Raw genomic sequence first — 21,201 nt, forward strand, 5'->3', positions numbered from 1 at the left:
TGGGGGTAAGTGTGACGGTTCCGCACATCAGGGTCGTGATCGCGGACGACGAGCCCCTCATCCGGGCGGGGATACGCATGATCCTCACCTCGGACCGGGCCATCGAGGTGGTCGCGGAGGCGGCGAACGGCCGTGAGGCCGTCGAGCTGGCGCGCCTCCACGCGCCGGACGTCGTCCTGCTCGACCTGCAGATGCCGGTGATGGACGGGCTCACCGCGCTCGCCGAGCTGGGCAGGGCTGTGCCGGCGGCGCGCGTGATCGTCCTGACGACGTTCGGGGAGCGCGAGAACGTGCTGCGGGCCCTGGAGAGCGGCGGCGCGGGCTTCCTGCTGAAGGATTCCGCGCCGGCCGAGCTGATCCGGGCGGTACGGGCCGCCGCGGCCGGGGACGCCTATCTGTCCCCGGGGGCGACCCGGCACGTGGTCGAGCAGCTCGCCTCGGGCCGGGCCCCGGCCCGCGCGGAGGAGGCGCGGCGGCTGGTCACGGCCCTGAGCGGGCGGGAGCGTGACGTCCTCGCGCTGCTCGGCGAGGGCCTGTCCAACGCGGACGCGGGCAGGCGGCTGCACATGAGCGAGGCCACGGTGAAGACGTACGTCAGCCGGATCCTGGCGAAGCTGGGCTGCGAGAACCGGGTGCAGGCGGCGCTGCTCGCCCGCGACGCCGCTCTGTGACGCCCGGCGCCGTACACCGAAGATGCCCCTGTGACCTGTGGAAACAGGCCTCAGGGGCATCTGTGCTGTGGAGCCTAGGAGATTCGAACTCCTGACATCTGCCTTGCAAAGGCAGCGCTCTACCAACTGAGCTAAGGCCCCGGGAACGGGTGGAGGCGACCGGCCGGACCGCACCGTGGCCACCGCCGCAGAACAGAGTACCGGGTGTCCCCCCTGATCCTGCAAAAGGATTAGGACTCCCGGTCCGCGACCACGCTCCGTAAGATGCTCGGCGAGGTTCGCAGCAGCGAAGGGGAGACGCAATGGACGCAGCGCAGCAGGAGTCGACGGCCAGAGCCAGAGAGCTTCAGCGCAGTTGGTACGGGGAGCCTCTGGGGGCGCTCTTCCGTCGGCTGATCGACGACCTGGGCCTGAATCAGGCCAGACTTGCCGCGGTGCTCGGCCTGTCCGCGCCCATGCTCTCGCAGCTGATGAGCGGCCAGCGCGCGAAGATCGGAAACCCGGCCGTGGTGCAGCGCGTACAGGCTTTGCAGGACCTGGCCGGGCAGGTCGCCGACGGCAGCGTCAGCGCTGCCGAGGCCACCGACCGGATGGAAGAGATCAAGAAGTCCCAGGGTGGTTCGGTGCTCAGCAACACCAGTCAGACGACGGCCAGTTCGGGCGCGCCGACCGTGCGGCGCGTGGTGCGCGAGATCCAGTCACTGCTGCGCTCGGTGGCGGCGGCCGGCGACATCATAGACGCGGCGGACACGCTCGCCCCCACGCATCCCGAACTGGCGGAGTTCCTGCGGGTGTACGGAGCGGGCCGCACCGCCGACGCGGTCGCCCACTACGAGGCGCACCAGAGCTGAAGCACGGCGGACCGGGGAGCGGGCACAGCGCATGGGTGAGATCTTCGCCGGGCGGTACGAGCTGGTCGACCCGATCGGACGCGGCGGTGTGGGCGCGGTCTGGCGGGCCTGGGACCACCGGCGCCGCCGGTACGTCGCGGCCAAGGTACTCCAGCAGAGCGACGCGCACACGCTGCTGCGGTTCGTGCGCGAGCAGGCCGTACGGATCGACCATCCCCATGTCCTCGCCCCGGCCAGCTGGGCCGCCGACGACGACAAGGTGCTGTTCACCATGGATCTGGTGAGCGGCGGGTCGCTGGCCCATCTGATCGGCGACTACGGCCCGCTGCCGCCCCGTTTCGTGTGCACGCTGCTCGACCAGCTTCTCGCCGGCCTGACCGCCGTCCACGCCGAGGGCGTCGTGCACCGCGACATCAAACCGGCCAACGTCCTGCTGGAGGCCACCGGCACCGGGCGGCCGCACCTGCGGCTGTCCGACTTCGGCATCTCGATGCGCAAGGGCGAGCCCCGGCTCACCGAGACCGACTACGTGGTGGGTACGCCCGGTTATTTCGCGCCCGAGCAGCTGATGGGCGCCGAGCCGGACTTCCCGGCCGACCTGTTCGCCGTCGGCCTCGTCGCCCTGTACCTGGTCCAGGGTCAGAAACCGGACGCCCAGGGCCTGGTGGAGCACTTCGCCACGTACGGCACACCGGGCGCCCCGCAGGGCATCCCGGAGCCGCTGTGGCAGGTCATCGCCGGGATGCTGCAGCCCGACCCGCAGGCCAGGTTCCGTACGGCCACGGGCGCGCGCAAGGCGCTGACGGCGGCCGTGGAGATGCTGCCCGACCCGGGGCCGGGGGACGAGCCGGTGGAGGTGTTCGACCAGATCGGCCCGCTCCCGCCCGGCTTCGGCCCCGACGGCCCCGTCCCGGGCGCGCCGGGCCCCCGCGGCGGCGTAACGGGCCACGGACCGGGCCACACCCAGGACGACCCGGGCACCGGCCACCGGGCGGGACAGCCCGTACCGCAGCCGACGACCGTGACCGGGGCCGGCGGCTTCCCCCTCGCGCCGCCGCAACGGCCCCCGCGCCCGGCCCAGCCGCCGACGCCCCCCGCCTCCGCACCCCGGCCCGCCCACGCGCACTCCCCCCACCCGGGCGCCGCGCGGGGCGGGGCCCCGGCGCACGACGCGGACCCCCTCACTCGCCCCTACACCGCCCAGGGCCCGGAGGCTCCCCCTCCCGGCCCGCCGGTCCCGCGCGGCGCCCACACCCCCGCGCAGGCGCCGCACAGGCGTCCGGGACCACCCCCGAAGGTGACGGTCCCGGTGCTGCTGCTGGCGCTGGTCTGCTTCGCGGTGGGCTTCTGGGCGCTGATCCGGAGCTGACCCGGCGCTGAGCCCTTCCCCGGGCTCGGCGCCCTACCAGGAGGCCGGCGGCCCGTACCCCGTGGGCGCACCGCTGTCCTGGCCGGGACCGGCCCCGGCGCCCGGCCCCGGTCCGGCGGCCCGCGCCCACGCCGCCGCGCGCCGCCGGGCGACGAACGTCCACGCCCCGAGCCCGAGCACCAGCACGGTGCCCGCCCCGATCCCGCCGGCCGCGACGAGCCGCATCGTGTCGCCGCGCGCCGCGACGGGCCGGCTCCGCCCCTGCTCCGCCGCGCCCCGGTCCTCGTCGGTGACCTGGAACTCGCCGGGCGCCCCGGCGTAGGCGGGCGCGCCCTCGCCCTCGCCGCCCTCGACGTTCAGCCGCAGCGAGAGCCCGAGGGCCTGCGGGCCGAAGTCCCGCGCGACCTCCGGGCTCAGACTGACCTTCAGGTAGTACCAGCCGGCGAACCGCATGCCGTTGACCGAGTCGGAGGAGTCGAAGCGGTTCTCGTACGCCACCGGAGGCAGCGGGTCCAGCGCCGTCGACTTCTGCCTGCCGCTGTACGAGACGTCGTTCGCACGGTCGACCAGCCCCCGCGCCGGGTTGTACAGCGCCATGGTCAGCGCGTGGGCCACGTACCCGTCGCCCGCCGTGCTGCCGACGTCCGCACGGGCGAAGAGCTGCTGCCCCCAGTCGACCGGCACCTTGTAGAACAGCGTCTCGCCGGGCCTGATCCGGTCACGCCACTCGCCCTGCTCCAGCCCGGTCGCACCGTGGAAACTCGTCCCGCCCCTGCGTTCCCGGGCCTGGGTGACGGGCGGCGCGGGCGGGCCGCTGGGCCAGTCCTCCGGCGCCTCGGTCGGCCCGCCCGGCCGAACGCCCGGTTCCGTCACGTGCCGGATCTCCAGCTCCCACGGGTCGCTCGACGAACCGGCGGCGCCACTCCGCTCGATCAGCGCGTAGTAGCTGTCCCGCTCCTGGCAGGGCCCGTCCTTCTCGATGGTCCGGTGCGCGTAGGTCCCGAGCGGGCGCGCGAACCGCGCGGAGCCGAACCGGGCGGTGTCGTATCCGCACGCGTCGCCGTCGCGGTCCTGGAGCGTCACCTTGAGCTCGTCGTCGAACGAGACCTTCGTGCCCGGCCGCGGCACGGCCGTAGCCGACACGTAGGCGTGGGACTTCGCGTCGAGCTCCAGGCGGTAGAAGAGCCTGCCGCCCGGCCCGATCGCGTCCCGGTACGTGCCCCCCGCCCTCAGCCGCCGGGCGTCGGTGTTGCTCGCGGCCCCCTCGACCCGCTCCGCCGACGGATCGAAGGTGTACGAGCCGGCCTCGTCGGCGGCCCGCGCCTGCGCCGGCAGCGCCGCCACCGCGCACAGCGCCGCCGCCACCGCCGGCGCCACCCTGCCCCTGCCGCGCTGCCCCATCACGCGCCCCCCTCGTCGTCTCGCCGGTCCATCCTGCCCCGCAGGCCCCAGCGCTGTCTGCGCCGACTGCCCCACCACTCCCTCGCTTTGCTCATGCAAGCTAGTGATTTGCTGGGGTGAATACAAGAAGTGTGCCGTCACGGTCCGACAACAACCCACCACAACCCGTTCGGCCCCAGGGCAGCACAAAACCCCGGCCGCTTCAGCGACCGGGGTTCAGTACTGGGACTACTGGGTCTCACACACCCGAACCTGCGGGCACGGAGTCAGTCGCCTCCGTCCACAGATCCTGCTCGGCGCGATCCGCCTGGATCTGGCGGTACACGAGGAGCCCGCCGATGGCGGCCAGTGCGACCAGGAGAAGCTTCTTCACCGCGCGACCTCGTCTTTCCTTGACGTAGGAGACTTCTGGCGCCCGACTATACACACCGACCGATACCGATCGGTGACCTAGATACCCGCGCCAACTCACCCACTCCACACAGCAGAAGGCCCGGCAGATCTTTCGATCTGCCGGGCCTTCGACCTTTTCAGGTCCGCGGTGGGGCTAACAGGATTTGAACCTGTGGCCTCATCCTTATCAGGGATGCGCTCTAACCAACTGAGCTATAGCCCCGCGCTGCCCCTGAAGATTAGCGCACCTCGGGGGCAGTACCAAAATCGGTTCCGCCGACCCGCTACTCGTCCTCGGCGAGCGTCAGCTCGACGCCCCCGACGAACCCCGCCGACAGGTTGTAGATGAACGCGCCGAGCGTCGCGAGCGCCGTGGCCAGCACCACGTCGATCATCGCGATGACCGACGTGAAGATCAACACGCGCGGCAACGACAGGAAAGACTGCAGGTCGAAGCCGTTGCTCTCGTTGGAGCCCGTCGCCTCGCTGATCGTCCCGCCCACCGTCGAGAAAACGCCCATCGCGTCCATGACCATCCACAACACGGCCGCGGCCACCACCGTGCAGATGCCCAGCGCGATGGAGAGCAGGAAGCTCACCTTCATCACCGACCACGGGTCGGCCTTGGCCACCCGCAGCCGCGCCTTGCGCGTACGCGGCGTCGTACGCGCCCCCGTACGCGGCAGACGCACCGCGGCGACACCCGGCTGCTGCCCGGCCCACTGCGGCCCGCCCTGCGTCCCACCCGCACCGTCGGCCTGCGGCGAGGGGTACGCCTGCGGCGGGTGATACGGCTGCGCCGTCTGGCCCTGCGGCTCGCGCTCGCTCGGCAGCGGCCCGTTCCCGTACCCGTCGTAACTCTGCGGCTGGGTTCCCCGCGTATCGGTCACAGTCCCCCCCTGGGAGTCCGCGGCAGAGCCACGGGCACCGGGTGCTCCAGATTCGGAAGCGGCCGCTCCGGCGCCCGTGGCTCCACTCACGCTCTTACTCCTCGTGCTCACCGGCCGAAGGCGCTGCGCCCTCGGCGGATTCGGCAACCTCGACCGCATCGCCCTCGACCGCGTCGGTGTCGGCCCCCTCGGGGCCCTCCACCTCTTCGGCCTCACGACCGGCCTCGGCGTTGCGAGCGATACCGACGACGGCATCGCGCTTGCCCAGGTTGATCAGTTGGACGCCCATGGTGTCACGGCCCGTCTCCCTGACTTCGTTGACTCGCGTACGGATCACACCACCGCCGAGCGTGATGGCGAGGATCTCGTCCGTCTCCTCCACCACCAGCGCGCCGACCAGCGACCCACGGTCCTCCACGATCTTGGCGGCCTTGATGCCCAGACCACCACGACCCTGGACCCGGTACTCGTCCACGGGGGTCCGCTTCGCGTACCCGCCATCGGTCGCGGTGAACACGAACGTACCGGCCCGCACGACATTCATCGAGAGCAGCTCGTCCCCTTCACGGAAACTCATGCCCTTCACACCCGACGTCGCACGGCCCATCGGACGCAGCGCGTCATCGGTCGCCGTGAAGCGGATCGACTGCGCCTTGCGGCTGACCAGCAGCAGGTCGTCCTCGGCCGACACCAGCTCCGCACCGATCAGCTCGTCATCGCTGCCGTCCGCGGTCTCCCGCAGATTGATCGCGATGACGCCACCCGAACGGGGCGAGTCGTAGTCCTTCAGCGACGTCTTCTTCACCAGGCCGCCCTTGGTGGCCAGGATCAGATACGGCGCCGCCTCGTAGTCACGGATCGCCAGGATCTGCGCGATCTGCTCGTCCGGCTGGAAAGCGAGCAGGTTCGCCACGTGCTGACCGCGCGCGTCCCGGCCGGCGTCCGGCAGCTCGTACGCCTTCGCCCGGTACACCCGGCCCTTGTTCGTGAAGAACAGCAGCCAGTGGTGCGTCGTCGACACGAAGAAGTGGTCGACGATGTCGTCTTCCTTCAGCTTCGTACCGCGCACGCCCTTCCCGCCGCGCTTCTGCGAGCGGTAGTCGTCCGTCTTCGTACGCTTCACATAGCCGCCACGCGTGATCGTGACGACGATGTCCTCCTCGGCGATCAGGTCCTCGATGGACATGTCACCGTCGAAGGGCACCAGCTTGGAACGGCGGTCGTCACCGAACTTGTCGACGATCGCTGCCAGTTCCTCGCTGATGATCTGCCGCTGACGCTCCGGCGAGGCGAGGATCGCGTTGTACTCGTTGATCTTCGCCTGGAGCTCGTCGTGCTCCGCGACGATCTTCTGGCGCTCCAGCGCCGCCAGCCGGCGCAGCTGCATCTCCAGGATCGCGTTCGCCTGGATCTCGTCGATCTCCAGCAGGCCCATCAGGCCCTCACGCGCCACGTCGACCGTCTGGCTGCGCCGGATCAGCGCGATGACCTCGTCGATCGCGTCCAGCGCCTTCAGCAGACCGCGCAGGATGTGCGCCCGCTCCTCCGCCTTGCGCAGCCGGAAGCGCGTACGCCGGACGATGACCTCGATCTGGTGCGTCACCCAGTGCCGGATGAACGCGTCCAGCGACAGCGTGCGCGGCACACCGTCGACCAGCGCCAGCATGTTCGCGCCGAAGTTCGTCTGGAGATCGGTGTGCTTGTACAGGTTGTTCAGGACGACCTTCGCGACCGCGTCCCGCTTCAGCACGATGACCAGGCGCTGGCCCGTACGCGAAGACGTCTCGTCACGGACGTCCGCGATCCCGCCGACCTTGCCGTCCTTCACCAGGTCGGCGATCTTCTGCGCCAGGTTGTCCGGGTTGGTCTGGTACGGAAGCTCCGTCACCACCAGGCACTGGCGGTTCTGGATCTCCTCGACCGCCACCACCGCGCGCATCGTGATCGAGCCGCGGCCCGTCCGGTACGCCTCCTCGATGCCCTTACGGCCCACCACCAGCGCGCCGGTCGGGAAGTCGGGGCCCTTGATGCGCTCCATCAGCGCGTCCAGGAGCTCCTCGTGCCCCGCCTCCGGGTTCTCCAGGAACCACTGCGCGCCCGCCGCCACCTCCCGCAGGTTGTGCGGCGGGATGTTCGTGGCCATACCGACCGCGATACCAGCCGAACCGTTGATCAGCAGGTTCGGGAACCGCGCCGGCAGAACCGTCGGCTCCTGGTTGCGGCCGTCGTAGTTGTCCTGGAAGTCGACGGTCTCCTCGTCGATGTCCCGGACCATCTCCATGGCCAGCGGCATCATCTTGCACTCGGTGTACCGCATCGCCGCGGCCGGGTCGTTGCCCGGGGAACCGAAGTTGCCGTTGGAGTCCACCAGCGGCATGCGCATCGACCAGTGCTGCGCCAGGCGCACCAAGGCGTCGTAGATCGAGGAGTCGCCGTGCGGGTGGTACGTACCCATGACGTCACCGACGACACGGGCGCACTTGTAGAAGCCCTTCTCGGGCCGGTAACCGCCGTCGTACATCGCGTACAGCACACGGCGGTGCACGGGCTTCAGACCGTCCCGCACGTCGGGCAGCGCACGCGACACGATGACGGACATCGCGTAGTCGAGATACGAACGCTGCATCTCCGTCTCGAGCCCCACGGGCTCGACACGCATGCCCACACCCTCGACGGGCGGCACCTCTTCGGGCGTCACGGGGACAGGGGTGTTCTCGTCGGCCATTGCTGGTCAAAGTCCTTTCGAGCTGCGGCTGGTGGCTTGCACGGCCGACTCAGATGTCGAGGAAGCGGACGTCCTTGGCGTTGCGCTGGATGAACGAGCGCCGCGCCTCGACGTCCTCACCCATCAGCACCGAGAACAGGTCGTCGGCCTGCGCCGCGTCGTCCAGGGTCACCTGGCCGAGAACACGGTGGTCCACGTCCATCGTGGTGATGCGCAGCTCCTCGGCGTTCATCTCACCGAGACCCTTGAAGCGCTGGATCGAGTCGTCCCTGATCCGCTTGCCGTTCTGCTTGCCGAGCTCGACGAGCGCGTCGCGCTCACGGTCCGAGTACGCGTACTCGAAGTCGTCCCGGCCCCACTTGATCTTGAACAGCGGCGGACGCGACAGGTACACGTGCCCCGCCTCGACCAGCGGCCGCAGGAAGCGGAACAGGAACGTCAGCAGCAGCGTGTTGATGTGCTGACCGTCGACGTCGGCGTCCGCCATCAGAATGATCTTGTGATAGCGAAGCTTCTCGATGTCGAAGTCCTCGTGCACACCGGTGCCGAAAGCACTGATCAGCGCCTGGACCTCGGTGTTCTGCAGGATCTTGTCGATCCGCGCCTTCTCGACGTTCAGGATCTTGCCGCGAATCGGCAGGATCGCCTGATACATCGGATTGCGCCCGGACTTCGCCGAACCACCGGCGGAGTCACCCTCGACGATGAAGATCTCGCACTTCGTCGGATCGTTCGACTGGCAGTCCGACAGCTTGCCCGGCAGCGAAGCACTCTCCAGCAGACCCTTGCGACGCGTCAGATCACGCGCCTTACGGGCCGCGACACGGGCCGTGGCCGCCTGGATCGACTTGCGGACGATGTCCGCCGCCTCGTTCGGATTACGGTCGAACCAGTCGTTGAGGTGCTCGTGCACGACCTTCTGCACGAAGGTCTTCGCCTCCGTGTTGCCCAGCTTGGTCTTCGTCTGCCCCTCGAACTGCGGCTCACCCAGCTTCACCGAGATGATCGCCGTCAGACCCTCGCGGATGTCCTCACCCGTGAGGTTGTCGTCCTTCTCGCGCAGCAGCTTCTTGTCCCGCGCGTACCGGTTGACCAGACCCGTCAGCGCCGCCCGGAAACCCTCCTCGTGCGTACCGCCCTCATGCGTGTGGATCGTGTTCGCGAACGAGTACACACCCTCCGTGTACTGCGAGTTCCACTGCATCGCGATCTCGACCGAGAGCAGACGCTCCTTGTCCTCGGCCTCGACGTCGATCACCGTCGGGTGAATCAGCTCACCCTTGCGCGAGTTCAAGTACTTCACGAAGTCGACGATGCCGCCCTCGTAGTGGTACTTCACCGTCCTCGCCGGCTGCTCGTCCGCCGCCTCCGCGTCCGGGTCGTCGGCGTTCATCGTCGCCTTGGCCGACTCGCGCTCGTCCGTCAGCGTCAGCGTCAGGCCCTTGTTCAGGAACGCCATCTCCTGGAACCGGCGCGCGAGCGTCTCGAAGGAGTACTCCGTCGTCTCAAAGACATCCGGGTCCGCCCAGAACGTCACGGTCGTACCCGAATCCCCGACCGCCTCGTGCTGGGCGAGCGGCGCGGTGGGCACACCGAGCTTGTACTCCTGCGTCCAGCGGAAACCGTCCCGCTTGATGTCCACCGCGAGCCGCGTGGACAGCGCGTTGACCACGGACACACCCACACCGTGCAGACCGCCGGACACGGCGTAACCGCCACCGCCGAACTTGCCGCCCGCGTGCAGGACCGTCAGCACGACCTCGACGGCCGGCTTCTTCTCCACCGGGTGAAGGTCCACCGGGATGCCGCGACCGTTGTCGACGACGCGCACGCCACCGTCGGCCAGGATCGTGACGTCGATCGTGTCCGCGTGACCGGCGAGGGCCTCGTCGACGGAGTTGTCGACGACCTCTTGCACAAGGTGGTGAAGTCCACGCTCACCGGTCGAGCCGATGTACATGCCGGGGCGCTTGCGGACCGCGTCCAGACCCTCGAGGACGGTGATCGCGCTGGCGTCGTACGACGGAGAGCCCTGGGGTGTGGCCTCGCCGCCCTTGCCGGCATCAGTGGACGGAATGTTCTCGTTGGGGTCGCCGGAATCGGCCACGAAGCGCCCTTTCTGGCACAGCACGAGCCGACTCCGCGACAAACGGGACCGGCTGCGTCGTTCTGTATAAGTCGACGTGTCCCGCACGCGGGCGGGATTCTCCACCAGTCTACCGGTAGCTCGGACACTCATGGGGGTTTGCCGGTACCTGAGTCCCCATGTGCCGTCCTGAACCAGCGCCGCCCGACTCCCCATATCCGGGAAGGGGCTCCAGGAGGCTCACACGGGCACCCAGCGCTTCCAGCTGTCAAGGACCCATCACCGTGAGGGACACCTCACACGCCCACCCGCTCCTCAGCCGTACGTGTCCCCCGGACCCGTACTCCCCGGCGCCCGCAGCGCACCGAAACGACGCGGCGGACCACCCGGCCCCAGAATCTTGATCACCCGCACCGTGTCCCGGCCCAGATCCGCGTTCAGCCGCTTCAACAGCTCCCGCTGCATCAACCGCAACTGCGTCGCCCACGCCGTCGAATCGCAACTCACCGTGAGAACCCGCTCGTCCTCGTCATAACGCTGCGGCACACAGTGCTTCGCCAGATCCCCACCCACGATCTCCGGCCACCGGCCCATCACACCGCCGACCGCCATCGGCATCTCCCAGCCGCGCTCCGTCTTCAACCGGTCCAGCGCCGCCCCCAACGCCAACGGATCACGACCGTCCGCACCCGAACCCGACCGCAGCCCACCACCACGCCGCGCCTGACTCCGCTGCTGCGCCGCCGCACCCCGCGCCCGCGCCTGCTCCTTCGCCGCACGCAGCGCCACCCGCGCCAGATCCACCCCCGTCGACTGGGGCACCTCCGGCGCCGACCCCTGCCCGGGCACCCGCAGCGGCTCCTGAGACGACCCCCCGCCGGCCCCGCTCATCCCACCAGCACCACTCGACCCACCAGCCCCACCAGCCCCACGGGCCCCACGGGCCTCGCCCAACCCGCTCATACCCGCACCACCTCGCCGCCGGACACCGCATACCGCGCCCCCGACAACACCCCCGGCACGTCGTCGTCCACCGCCGCCGTCACCAGCACCTGCTCACCCGGCGCCACCAGCTCCGCCAACCGCTCCCGCCGCCGCGCGTCCAGCTCCGCGAACACGTCGTCCAGCACCAGCACCGGCTCATTGCCCTCGGCACGCAGAAGATCGTACGAAGCAAGCCGCAGCGACAACGCGTACGACCACGACTCGCCATGACTCGCATAACCCTTGGCCGGCAACTGCCCCAGCTTCAACACAAGATCATCCCGATGCGGACCGACCAGCGTCACACCCCGCTCGATCTCCTGCTTCCGCGCCTGCGCCAACGCCGCCAGCAACAGCCCGTACAACTCCTCACGCGACAGCCCCGCGCCCACACCCTCACCGACCGAACTGCGGTACTCCAACGCCACCGGACCCCCGCCCGGCGCCAACTGCTCGTACGCCTTGTCCGTCATCGGCCGCAACGTCGCGATCAGATCCAGCCGCTGCGCCAACAGCTCCGCACCCACCTGCGCCAGATGCTGGTCCCACACGTCAAGCGTCGACATGTCCATCGACCGGCCACCGTGCCGACGCGCCATCGCCGCCGACTTCAACAACGTGTTCCGCTGCTTCAGCACCCGCTCGTAGTCCGACCGCACCCCCGCCATCCGTGGCGACCGCGCCGTCACCAGCTCGTCGAGGAACCGCCGCCGCTCACCCGGATCACCCTTCACCAGAGCCAGATCCTCCGGCGCGAACAGCACCGTCCGCACGATCCCCAGCACATCACGCGGCCTGACCTGCGACGACCTGTTGATACGCGCCCGATTCGCCCGCCCCGGATTCAGCTCCAGCTCCACCAGCTGCTGCCGCTCGCCCTGCGTCACCGCGGCCCGGATCACCGCCCGCTCCGCGCCCATCCGCACCAGCGGAGCGTCCGAAGCCACCCGGTGACTGCCGAGCGTCGCCAGATAACCGACCGCCTCGACCAAATTGGTCTTTCCCTGCCCGTTCTGCCCCACAAAGACAGAAACGCCCGGATCGAGAGGGACCTCGACCCGGGCGTACGAGCGGAAGTCGGCCAACGACAAATGCGTCACGTGCATGGCGTACGCCGACCTTCTCCCAGCTCTGAACTACTTCTTCGTCGACTCGACCGCGTGACCACCGAACTGGTTGCGCAGAGCAGCGATCATCTTCATCTGCGGCGAGTCGTCCTGACGCGACGCGAACCGCGCGAACAGCGACGCCGTGATCGCGGGCAGCGGCACCGCGTTGTCGATCGCCGCCTCCACCGTCCAGCGGCCCTCACCCGAGTCCGCGGCGAACCCACGCAGACCTTCCAGGTGCTCGTCGTCGTCCAGCGCGTTCACTGCCAGGTCCAGCAGCCAGGAACGGATGACCGTCCCCTCCTGCCAGGACCGGAAGACCTCACGCACATCGGTGACGGAGTCGACCTTCTCCAGCAGCTCCCAGCCCTCGGCGTACGCCTGCATCATCGCGTACTCGATGCCGTTGTGAACCATCTTCGCGAAGTGCCCGGCACCCACCTTGCCCGCGTGCACCGAACCGAAGTCACCCGCCGGCTTCAGCGCGTCGAACACCGGCTGGACCTTCGCGACGTTCTCGGCGTCGCCGCCGTACATCAGCGCGTAGCCGTTCTCCAGGCCCCAGACACCACCCGAGACACCGCAGTCGACGAAACCGATGCCCTTGCGGCCCAGCTCCTCCGCGTGCTTCTCGTCGTCCGTCCAGCGCGAGTTCCCGCCGTCCACGACCACGTCACCCGGCTCCAGCAGCTCGGCCAGCTCGTCGACCGTGGACTGCGTCGCGGCACCCGCCGGCACCATCACCCACACCACACGCGGGCCCTTGAGCTTGGCCACAAGCTCCTCAAGGCTGTGGACATCGGCGACGTCCGGGTTGCGGTCGTAACCGATGACGGTGTGGCCTGCGCGGCGGATGCGCTCACGCATGTTGCCGCCCATTTTGCCGAGGCCGACGAGACCGAGCTCCATCAGAGATTCCTTAAGCGTTGTGGCGATTCGTACCCGGGACCGAGCCTACGCCCGGCCCCCGGGGCCCCGCAGGGACCGTCAGCCCGACAGCCGCACCGGCATGATCAGGTACTTGTACGCCTCGTCCGCCTCGGCATCGACCGCGGGCCTGCCGCTGAGCAGCGCCGGCTTCGTCGACGTCGTGAACGACAGCTGGGCGACCGGCGAGTCGATCGCGCTCAGACCGTCGAGCAGGAAGGTCGGGTTGAAGGCGATCGAGATGTCGTCGCCCTCCAGGTTCGCGTCGACCCGCTCCACAGCCTGTGCGTCGTCGCTCGAACCCGCTTCCAGGATCAGCACGCCCTGCTCGAAGCTCAGCCGCACCGGGGTGTTCCGCTCGGCCACCAGCGCCACACGCTTGACGGCCTCGACGAACGGGGCGGTCTCGATGACGGCGATCGAGTTGAACTCGGTCGGGAAGAGCGTGCGGTACTTCGGCAGGTCGCCCTCGAGCAGACGGGTCGTCGTACGCCGGCCCGCGCCCTCGAAACCGATCAGACCCTCACCCGCACCGGAGCTCGACAGCGCGATCGTGACCGTGTCACCGCTGGTCAGCGACTTGGCGGTGTCCAGCAGCGTCTTCGCGGGCACCAGCGCGACGGCCGACGCCTCCGGGTCCTCCGGCTTCCACATGAACTCGCGGACCGCGAAGCGGTAGCGGTCGGTGGAGGCCAGGGTGACCGTGTCGCCCTCGATCTCGATGCGCACACCGGTCAGCACCGGCAGCGTGTCGTCACGGCCCGCGGCGATGGCGACCTGCGCGGCGGCGGAGGCGAAGACCTCACCCGGGACCGTGCCGGTCGCGGTCGGCATCTGCGGCAGCGCCGGGTACTCCTCCACAGGAAGCGTGTGGAGGGTGAACCGCGAGGAGCCGCAGACCACGGTCGCCCGTACACCGTCTGTGGAAATCTCCACCGGGCGGTTCGGCAGGGCGCGGCAGATGTCGGCGAGCAGCCGGCCGGAGACGAGAACGGTGCCGTCCTCCTCCACGTCCGCCTCGACCGAGACCCGCGCCGACACCTCGTAGTCGAAGCCGGAGAGGCTCAGCGCGCCGTCCTCCGCCTTCAGAAGAAGGCCCGCGAGGACGGGCACCGGCGGACGGGCCGGAAGGCTGCGAGCCGTCCAGGCCACCGCCTCCGCGAGTACATCGCGCTCAACCCGGATCTTCACCGGAACCGCCTCCTGCTTGTTGCTGGCTCGCCCTGCTGGCCGTCGTGGTCTGGGGTCGTCTGGCTGTGTTGCCGGGGACCAGTCTGACGCACGGCACCGACAGTCGGTGCGGCTCGGGGTCAAGTCGTGGCGAGAGGCGTCGCCGGCTCCGGGGCCGAGTTGTGCACAGGGCCCTCTTCCAAGCGATTTCCGGGCTAACTCTTAGTGGGAGTAGTAGTAGGGCCTGTGGAAACGGTGGATAACCCCGTTTGCGCAGGTCAGACCCAGTTTTTTGTCCACCGCACCTGTGGGTGGAGCCGGTGGACAACTCGGCGTTTCTGTGGACGCCGGAAAGTTACACACACACGGTGCACAGGCAGGGGTCACTTCTCCCCAGCGCTGTCCCCAGCTTTACCCACGTTCCCCACAGCCCAACCGACCTCCTCGGTGTGACGGCTTTCACTCGCGCCGGTGAGAGCGCGTGTTTCGTTGCCGAACAGTGGACAGAGGTGTGGATTAGCTGTGCACAAGGTGCCCCAGCCTGTGGGCCGCCGGTGGACAAGCGACCGACCGCCCTGTGGACAGTTTTTCTGTCCACACCCTGTGGACGAAGCTTGACCACAAATCCACAACCACCTGACCTGGGCCGATGAAGTCTCAGGAACCGCACCTGTGGACCCAATCTGGACAACTTCCCAGTCCCCAGGGTGTGGACGGAACATCCTGCCCTGTTCTGTGGAGAACGGACCCCCGCCGGCAGATATTCGAACACCGCGAAGGCACGGAACGCCGAAGGGCGCCCGGGGAGTTCGTCCCTGGGCGCCCTTCGGAGCGTGCTGCGGGGTGCCGGAGCCCTCGCGTCAGCCGTTCTTGATGCGGTTCGTGAGCTCCGTGACCTGGTTGTAGATGGAGCGCCGCTCCGCCATCAGAGCGCGGATCTTGCGGTCGGCGTGCATCACCGTCGTGTGGTCGCGGCCACCGAACTGCGCGCCGATCTTCGGCAGCGAGAGATCCGTGAGCTCACGGCACAGGTACATCGCGATCTGCCGCGCCGTGACGAGCACACGGCTGCGGGACGACCCGCAGAGGTCCTCCACCGTCAGCCCGAAGTAGTCCGCGGTGGCCGCCATGATGGCGCCCGCCGTGATCTCGGGCGACGCGTCCTCGCCACCGGGGATCAGGTCCTTGAGCACGATCTCGGTGAGCCCGAGATCCACCGGCTGCCGGTTGAGCGACGCGAACGCCGTCACCCGGATCAGCGCGCCCTCCAGCTCGCGGATGTTGCGCGAGATCCGGGACGCGATGAACTCCAGTACCTCCGGCGGGGCGTTGAGCTGCTCCTGCACCGCCTTCTTGCGGAGGATCGCGATGCGCGTCTCCAGCTCCGGCGGCTGCACGTCGGTGGTCAGACCCCACTCGAACCGATTGCGCAGCCGGTCCTCCAGGGTCACCAGCTGCTTGGGCGGCCGGTCCGAGGACAGCACGATCTGCTTGTTCGCGTTGTGGAGCGTATTGAAGGTGTGGAAGAACTCCTCCTGCGTCGACTCCTTGCTCGCCAGGAACTGGATGTCGTCGACGAGCAGGATGTCGACGTCGCGGTACCGCTTGCGGAACGCGTCGCCCTTGCCGTCGCGGATGGAGTTGATGAACTCGTTGGTGAACTCCTCGGAGCTCACATAGCGCACGCGGGTGCCCGGGTAGAGGCTCCGCGCGTAGTGCCCGATCGCGTGCAGCAGGTGCGTCTTGCCGAGCCCGGACTCCCCGTAGATGAACAGCGGGTTGTACGCCTTCGCCGGCGCTTCGGCCACCGCGACGGCGGCCGCGTGCGCGAAGCGGTTCGACGAGCCGATGACGAAGGTGTCGAAGAGGTACTTCGGGTTGAGGCGGGCGTGCGGCTCGCCGGGGCCCGGAGTGGAGGCCTGCGCCGCGAGGGGGCCGGGGGCGCCGCCGCCCGACTGCATCGAGGAGCCGGGGCCGCCGCGGTGCGGGGCCGGATGGTCCTGGTGGTCGCGGCGCTCGGGGCGGTCGTGACGCGGCTGGTCGTAGCGCGGCTGCTCGTACTGCTGGCGCCCGGGCGGCTGCTGCCGGTAGTCGTGCTCGGGAGGGCGTGTGGCGTACGGGTCGCGCTCCTGGAATCCGCCGAGCCGCGGCTGCTGCCAGCCGTGGTCGTCCGGCGGGCGGGGCCAGGAGCCCTGCTCCTGGCGGGGCTGGCGGTAGTCGGGGTACGCCGGCCGGGCGGTCGGCAGGTCGTCCGCCTGCGGCCGGTGCCCGTAGGAGTCGTACGACTCGTGCGACTCGTGCGGGGGCTGCTGCTGGGGGGCGGGCTCCGCGGCGGAGTCGTCGACGGTGATCGCGATCCGGATCGGGCGGCCGCACTCGCGGCTCAGCGTCTCGCTGATCAGCGGCGCCAGCCGGCCTTCGAGGACGCGCTTGCCCCATTCGTTGGGCACGGCGAGCAGCGCGGTGTCGGCGACCAGGGCGAGCGGCTGGCAGCGCTCGATCCACTGTTTGTCCTTGGGCTCGATGCCCTGCTGGCCCTCTCCGAGGAGATGCTCCAGCACTCGTGGCCACACTGCGGCAAGATCGGCAGGTACGTCAGCCACAGGGCACGCTCTCTCACAGGTCCCACGAAGGTGTGGTTCTCGGGACGGGATGGGAAGGACAGGCAAGGACACAACGGATAAGAATCCAAGTTCATGCACGGTAGTCGGGGGTCGTCGCGTGCATCAAGTTGTTGTCCACAGCCTGTGCACAGTCGACCCTGGTGACGGGTCGGTTTGACCGGATGGCGTAGCCGCGCGTACCGTGACCAGGTCGAGTTGTCGATGGCTGCTGCCGCCTGCCTCCGATGGGCAAAGATCACGGTCTGTGATCGTGAAGCGGTGCACACGGGCGTTGCGAGCTTCCTCGTGGGCGCACGGTGACAGCCAGGCGATGCCCCGCCACCACACCACTTCTGGAGCCCCCGAGTGAGCAAGCGCACCTTCCAGCCGAACAACCGTCGTCGTGCCAAGACCCACGGTTTCCGTCTTCGCATGCGGACGCGTGCCGGTCGCGCCATCCTGGCGACTCGCCGGGCCAAGGGCCGCACGCGCCTTTCCGCCTGATCACCTACAGGTCATGACGTGCTGCCTACCGAGAATCGGCTGAGGCGGCGCGAGGACTTCGCGACCGCGGTACGCCGAGGACGCCGGGCCGGGCGCCCGCTCCTCGTCGTCCACCTGCGAACTAGCGGTGCAACGGACCCGCACGCGCCTGGGGAGAGCGTTCCCCGGCCGCGTGCGGGTTTCGTCGTCAGCAAAGCCGTTGGCAATGCTGTCGTACGGAACCTGGTGAAGCGCAGGCTTCGCCACCTGGTCCGGGACCGTCTGTCGGAGCTGCCCCCCGGTAGCCTGGTTGTGGTACGGGCATTGCCCGGATCAGGCGATGCCGATCATGCACAGCTGGCCCGAGACCTGGATGCCGCGCTTGAGCGGTTGCTGGGAGGGGGCGCGCGATGAAGTACCCGCTGCTGGCTCTGATCAAGCTGTACCAGTGGACGATCAGTCCGTTGCTCGGGCCTGTCTGCCGGTACTACCCGTCGTGTTCCCACTACGGGTTCACGGCCATCGACCGGCACGGTGCGGTCAAGGGCACGGCCCTGACCGCCTGGCGCATTCTGCGGTGCAATCCGTGGTCGCCGGGTGGTGTGGACCATGTTCCGCCGCGCGCACGTCCGCGTTGGCACGAAGTGCTGCGCAATGCGTGGAGCGGTGACCGCGGCAGCAAGGGCGGGCAACACTCCGCCGCTGAGATCAACCCGGCCGCAGAGACCTCGCCCAATGCTCAAGGAGCCTGATTAGTGGACACGATTGCCAGTCTGTTCAGCTTTATCACCACCCCAGTTTCCTGGGTCATCGTCCAGTTCCACACGATGTACGGGGCGATCTTCGGGCCTGACACGGGCTGGGCCTGGGGTCTGTCCATCGTGTCCCTGGTGGTGCTGATCCGTATCTGTCTGATCCCGCTGTTCGTCAAGCAGATCAAGTCGACGCGTGGCATGCAGGCGCTCCAGCCTGAGATGAAGAAGATCCAGGAGCGCTACAAGAACGACAAGCAGCGTCAGTCCGAAGAGATGATGAAGCTGTACAAGGAGACGGGTACCAACCCGTTGTCCTCGTGCCTTCCCATCCTGGCGCAGTCGCCGTTCTTCTTCGCCCTGTACCACGTGCTGAGCAAGATCTCCTCGGGTGACGAGATCGGCGTGCTCAATCAGAACCTGGTCGACAGCGCCCGTGAGGCCCACATCTTCGGCGCCCCGATCGCGGCGAAGTTCATGGACAGCGAGGAGAAGGTCGCCGCTCTCCAGGCTTCGCTGACCGATGTGCGCATCGTCACCGCGGTCATGATCGTCCTGATGTCGGCGTCGCAGTTCTACACGCAGCGCCAGCTGATGACGAAGAACGTCGACCTGTCGGTCAAGACGCCGTTCATGCAGCAGCAGAAGATGCTGATGTACATCTTCCCGGTCATGTTCGCCGTCATGGGCATCAACTTCCCCGTCGGTGTCCTCGTCTACTGGCTGACCACCAACGTGTGGACCATGGGCCAGCAGATGTACGTGATCCACGGGAACCCCACTCCGGGCAGCAAGGCGCAGGCGCAGCTGCTGGAGCGGATGCAGAAGTCGATCGTGAGGCACGGCAAGGTCCGCAGCCGGCGTGAGCGCAACGTGATCAAGCAGATCGCGGCCAAGGGCCGTGAGCGCAACGAGGCCGAGCGCAGGTTCGTCAAGGGCCTGGGGATGGCGCGGCTGACGGTTCAGGCCGACGGCACGGTGGCCAAGGGTGAGCCCGAGGTCGAGGCCGAGAGCGGCACGACGGCGGACTCCGGCCCGAAGCGGCAGCAGCCCAAGCGGCTGACCAAGGCGCAGCGCCAGGCCGCCGCCGCAGAGTCCGCGGCGAAGACCTCGTTGCAGAAGGAAGAGCCGGAGGACAAGCCGAAGACGGCCGGTAAGCCTTCTTCCGGTTCCGCACGCCAAGCCAAGTCCGGGCAGCGCAAGGGCCAGCAGCGGCCCAAGCACCCGTCCAAGAAGTAATAAGGAGTCCATCCCGTGACGGAAGGCACCACCTCCGTGGCCGCTGAGGGTAGCGACACCCTGACCCGCCTCGAGCAGGAAGGGGAGATCGCGGCCGACTACCTCGAGGGTCTGCTCGACATCACCGACCTCGACGGGGACATCGACATGGACGTCGAGGCCGACCGGGCCGCGGTGTCGATCATCAGTGACACGGGCAGCCGTGATCTGCAGAAGCTCGTGGGCCGCGACGGTGAGGTGCTGGAGGCTCTGCAAGAGCTGACGCGTCTGGCTGTGCACCGTGAGACCGGGGACCGCAGCCGGCTGATGCTGGACATCGCGGGTTTCCGGGCCAGGCGGCGCGAGGAGCTCGCTGAGCTCGGTGCCAAGGCGGCCGGCGAGGTGAGGAGCACCGGTGCGCCGGTGCAGCTCGACCCGATGACGCCGTTCGAGCGCAAGGTCGTGCACGACGCGATCGCGGCCGCTGGTCTGCGCAGCGAGTCCGAGGGCGAAGAGCCGGAGCGCTTCGTCGTCGTTCTCCCGGCCTGACCGGCCCCGTCGTCTGTCGGCCCCGTCTGTTCGCAGGCGGGGCCGATCTTTGTCAGCCTGTTAGTCACCCATCAGTTCGGATAGCGCGGTACGGAAGGACGGTCCCCGTGACGGAGGAAGCAGAGCTTCCCCAGGCGCCTGAAGAGGCACGGACGGTATTCGGCGAGTTCTTTCCAGCGGCCGTCCGGTACGCGGAACTGCTCGCGGACGCCGGCGTCGAGCGAGGGCTGATCGGTCCTCGTGAGGTGCCGCGGCTGTGGGAACGGCACTTGCTGAACTGCGCGGTGCTCTCCGAGGTGGTCCCGGAAGGTGTCACGGTCTGCGATGTGGGTTCGGGGGCCGGGCTCCCGGGCATCCCGTTGGCGCTGGTGCGCCCGGACCTGAAGATCACGCTGCTGGAGCCGCTGTTGCGGCGTACGAACTTCCTTCAGGAGGTCGTCGAGCTGCTGGGTCTTGAGCACGTGACGGTGGTGCGTGGCCGAGCGGAGGAAGTGCTCGGGAAGCTGCCGCCGGTTCATGTGGTGACGGCGCGGGCGGTCGCCCCGCTGGACCGGCTGGCCGGCTGGGGGGTTCCCCTGCTGCGTCCCTACGGGGAGATGCTCGCCCTCAAGGGCGACACCGCCGAGGAGGAGATCAAGAGCACGCGTTCCGCGCTGAGCAAGCTCGGTGTGGTGAAGACGGAAGTGCTTCAGGTGGGCGAGGGTGTGGTGAACCCGCTGTCCACGGTGGTGCGTGTGGAGGTCGGGGAGAGCCCGGGCGGCGTACGGTTCGCTGCCAAGCGGGCCAAGGCCGCGCGGCCGTCGCGGACACGTCGGCGGCGTTGATCTGCCCTGTTTACCAGCGATGCTCCATACAAGCTGCCATACGTACGCATTGCGGAGTGTCGTGAGGGTGTAGGTGCACGACCGGTGCATCGTGTTTCACGTGAAACGTCGCTCTCTGCTGCATGGAATCATCAGCCGCGGTCGTGCGGCTGCCGCACCGCGCGACCGCAGGTCCGTAAGGGGCGTGGAGTTGTCC

19 protein-coding genes and 2 tRNA genes are annotated in these 21,201 nt (G+C 68.7%); 9 read left to right on the forward strand and 12 right to left on the reverse strand.

Annotation, left to right across the window (positions count from 1 at the left end):
- The first annotated feature begins 11 nt into the window (after positions 1-11).
- The gene (locus IE185_RS22525; RefSeq protein ID WP_138898706.1) at positions 12-671 is read left to right on the forward strand and encodes a response regulator transcription factor; all 660 of its coding nucleotides are present in this window, start codon (positions 12-14) and stop codon (positions 669-671) included.
- 68 nt (positions 672-739) lie between these two features.
- Here the strand turns inward: IE185_RS22525 and IE185_RS22530 are convergent.
- Positions 740-812 (reverse strand) — tRNA-Ala (locus tag IE185_RS22530).
- A gap of 161 nt (positions 813-973) precedes the next feature.
- Here IE185_RS22530 and IE185_RS22535 point away from each other — a divergent pair.
- Both IE185_RS22535 and IE185_RS22540 read left to right on the forward strand, forming a co-directional pair.
- Positions 974-1,522, forward strand: a complete 549-nt coding sequence (locus tag IE185_RS22535) for a helix-turn-helix domain-containing protein (RefSeq protein WP_069927922.1) — start codon at positions 974-976, stop codon at positions 1,520-1,522.
- A 31-nt stretch (positions 1,523-1,553) separates the two neighbouring features.
- Positions 1,554-2,891, forward strand: coding sequence for a serine/threonine protein kinase (locus IE185_RS22540; protein WP_189715845.1), 1,338 nt, complete (start codon positions 1,554-1,556; stop codon positions 2,889-2,891).
- A gap of 33 nt (positions 2,892-2,924) precedes the next feature.
- Here the strand turns inward: IE185_RS22540 and IE185_RS22545 are convergent, their stop codons facing one another.
- The 11 genes from IE185_RS22545 to dnaA all read right to left on the reverse strand — a co-directional run bounded on the left by IE185_RS22545 (position 2,925) and on the right by dnaA (position 17,179).
- On the reverse strand, positions 2,925-4,292 hold the full coding sequence (locus IE185_RS22545; RefSeq protein ID WP_229843641.1) for a hypothetical protein: 1,368 nt from the start codon (positions 4,290-4,292) through the stop codon (positions 2,925-2,927).
- 238 nt (positions 4,293-4,530) lie between these two features.
- Positions 4,531-4,665, reverse strand: a complete 135-nt coding sequence (locus IE185_RS33240) for a DLW-39 family protein (protein WP_003958712.1) — start codon at positions 4,663-4,665, stop codon at positions 4,531-4,533.
- Between the two features lie 169 nt (positions 4,666-4,834).
- A tRNA-Ile gene (locus tag IE185_RS22555) sits at positions 4,835-4,908 on the reverse strand.
- Positions 4,909-4,969: 61 nt separating this feature from the next.
- Positions 4,970-5,575 (reverse strand): DUF3566 domain-containing protein, encoded by a 606-nt coding sequence (locus IE185_RS22560; protein ID WP_138909295.1) that lies wholly within the window; start codon positions 5,573-5,575, stop codon positions 4,970-4,972.
- Between the two features lie 94 nt (positions 5,576-5,669).
- Positions 5,670-8,300, reverse strand: coding sequence for a DNA gyrase subunit A (gene gyrA / locus IE185_RS22565; protein ID WP_138898087.1), 2,631 nt, complete (start codon positions 8,298-8,300; stop codon positions 5,670-5,672).
- Positions 8,301-8,349: 49 nt separating this feature from the next.
- Positions 8,350-10,431 carry a DNA topoisomerase (ATP-hydrolyzing) subunit B gene (gene gyrB, locus IE185_RS22570; protein ID WP_138898088.1) on the reverse strand — a complete coding sequence of 694 codons (2,082 nt, stop codon included), beginning with the start codon at positions 10,429-10,431 and terminating at the stop codon, positions 8,350-8,352.
- Positions 10,432-10,701: 270 nt separating this feature from the next.
- Complete coding sequence (locus tag IE185_RS22575; protein WP_189715849.1) at positions 10,702-11,277, reverse strand: DciA family protein; 576 nt, start codon at positions 11,275-11,277, stop codon at positions 10,702-10,704.
- A 68-nt stretch (positions 11,278-11,345) separates the two neighbouring features.
- Positions 11,346-12,476 carry a DNA replication/repair protein RecF gene (recF, locus tag IE185_RS22580; RefSeq protein ID WP_138895769.1) on the reverse strand — a complete coding sequence of 377 codons (1,131 nt, stop codon included), beginning with the start codon at positions 12,474-12,476 and terminating at the stop codon, positions 11,346-11,348.
- A 30-nt stretch (positions 12,477-12,506) separates the two neighbouring features.
- Positions 12,507-13,388 carry a phosphogluconate dehydrogenase (NAD(+)-dependent, decarboxylating) gene (gene gnd / locus IE185_RS22585; protein ID WP_138895768.1) on the reverse strand — a complete coding sequence of 294 codons (882 nt, stop codon included), beginning with the start codon at positions 13,386-13,388 and terminating at the stop codon, positions 12,507-12,509.
- A 78-nt stretch (positions 13,389-13,466) separates the two neighbouring features.
- Positions 13,467-14,597, reverse strand: coding sequence for a DNA polymerase III subunit beta (gene dnaN / locus IE185_RS22590; RefSeq protein WP_138895767.1), 1,131 nt, complete (start codon positions 14,595-14,597; stop codon positions 13,467-13,469).
- Between the two features lie 839 nt (positions 14,598-15,436).
- A complete protein-coding gene (gene dnaA / locus IE185_RS22595) occupies positions 15,437-17,179 on the reverse strand; it encodes a chromosomal replication initiator protein DnaA (protein ID WP_138895766.1) in 1,743 nt (580 codons plus the stop codon).
- A gap of 366 nt (positions 17,180-17,545) precedes the next feature.
- On the opposite strand from dnaA, the gene rpmH reads away from it, so the two are divergent.
- The 6 genes from rpmH to rsmG all read left to right on the forward strand — a co-directional run bounded on the left by rpmH (position 17,546) and on the right by rsmG (position 21,005).
- Entirely contained in the window at positions 17,546-17,683 is a 138-nt protein-coding gene (gene rpmH / locus IE185_RS22600) for a 50S ribosomal protein L34 (RefSeq protein ID WP_019707372.1), read from the forward strand.
- Between the two features lie 18 nt (positions 17,684-17,701).
- A complete protein-coding gene (gene rnpA, locus IE185_RS22605; protein WP_138895765.1) occupies positions 17,702-18,076 on the forward strand; it encodes a ribonuclease P protein component in 375 nt (124 codons plus the stop codon).
- Positions 18,073-18,414, forward strand: coding sequence for a membrane protein insertion efficiency factor YidD (yidD, locus tag IE185_RS22610; protein WP_138895764.1), 342 nt, complete (start codon positions 18,073-18,075; stop codon positions 18,412-18,414). Before rnpA ends, yidD begins: the two co-directional genes overlap by 4 nt.
- 3 nt (positions 18,415-18,417) lie before the next feature.
- A complete protein-coding gene (gene yidC, locus IE185_RS22615) occupies positions 18,418-19,653 on the forward strand; it encodes a membrane protein insertase YidC (protein WP_138895763.1) in 1,236 nt (411 codons plus the stop codon).
- A gap of 15 nt (positions 19,654-19,668) precedes the next feature.
- A complete protein-coding gene (locus IE185_RS22620; RefSeq protein ID WP_138895762.1) occupies positions 19,669-20,181 on the forward strand; it encodes a Jag family protein in 513 nt (170 codons plus the stop codon).
- 107 nt (positions 20,182-20,288) lie between these two features.
- Positions 20,289-21,005 (forward strand): 16S rRNA (guanine(527)-N(7))-methyltransferase RsmG, encoded by a 717-nt coding sequence (gene rsmG, locus IE185_RS22625; RefSeq protein ID WP_138895761.1) that lies wholly within the window; start codon positions 20,289-20,291, stop codon positions 21,003-21,005.
- Positions 21,006-21,201 lie beyond the last annotated feature (196 nt).

Source organism: Streptomyces chryseus (assembly GCF_014650755.1).
In the GTDB taxonomy this organism is placed as follows: Bacteria; Actinomycetota; Actinomycetes; order Streptomycetales; family Streptomycetaceae; genus Streptomyces; species Streptomyces chryseus.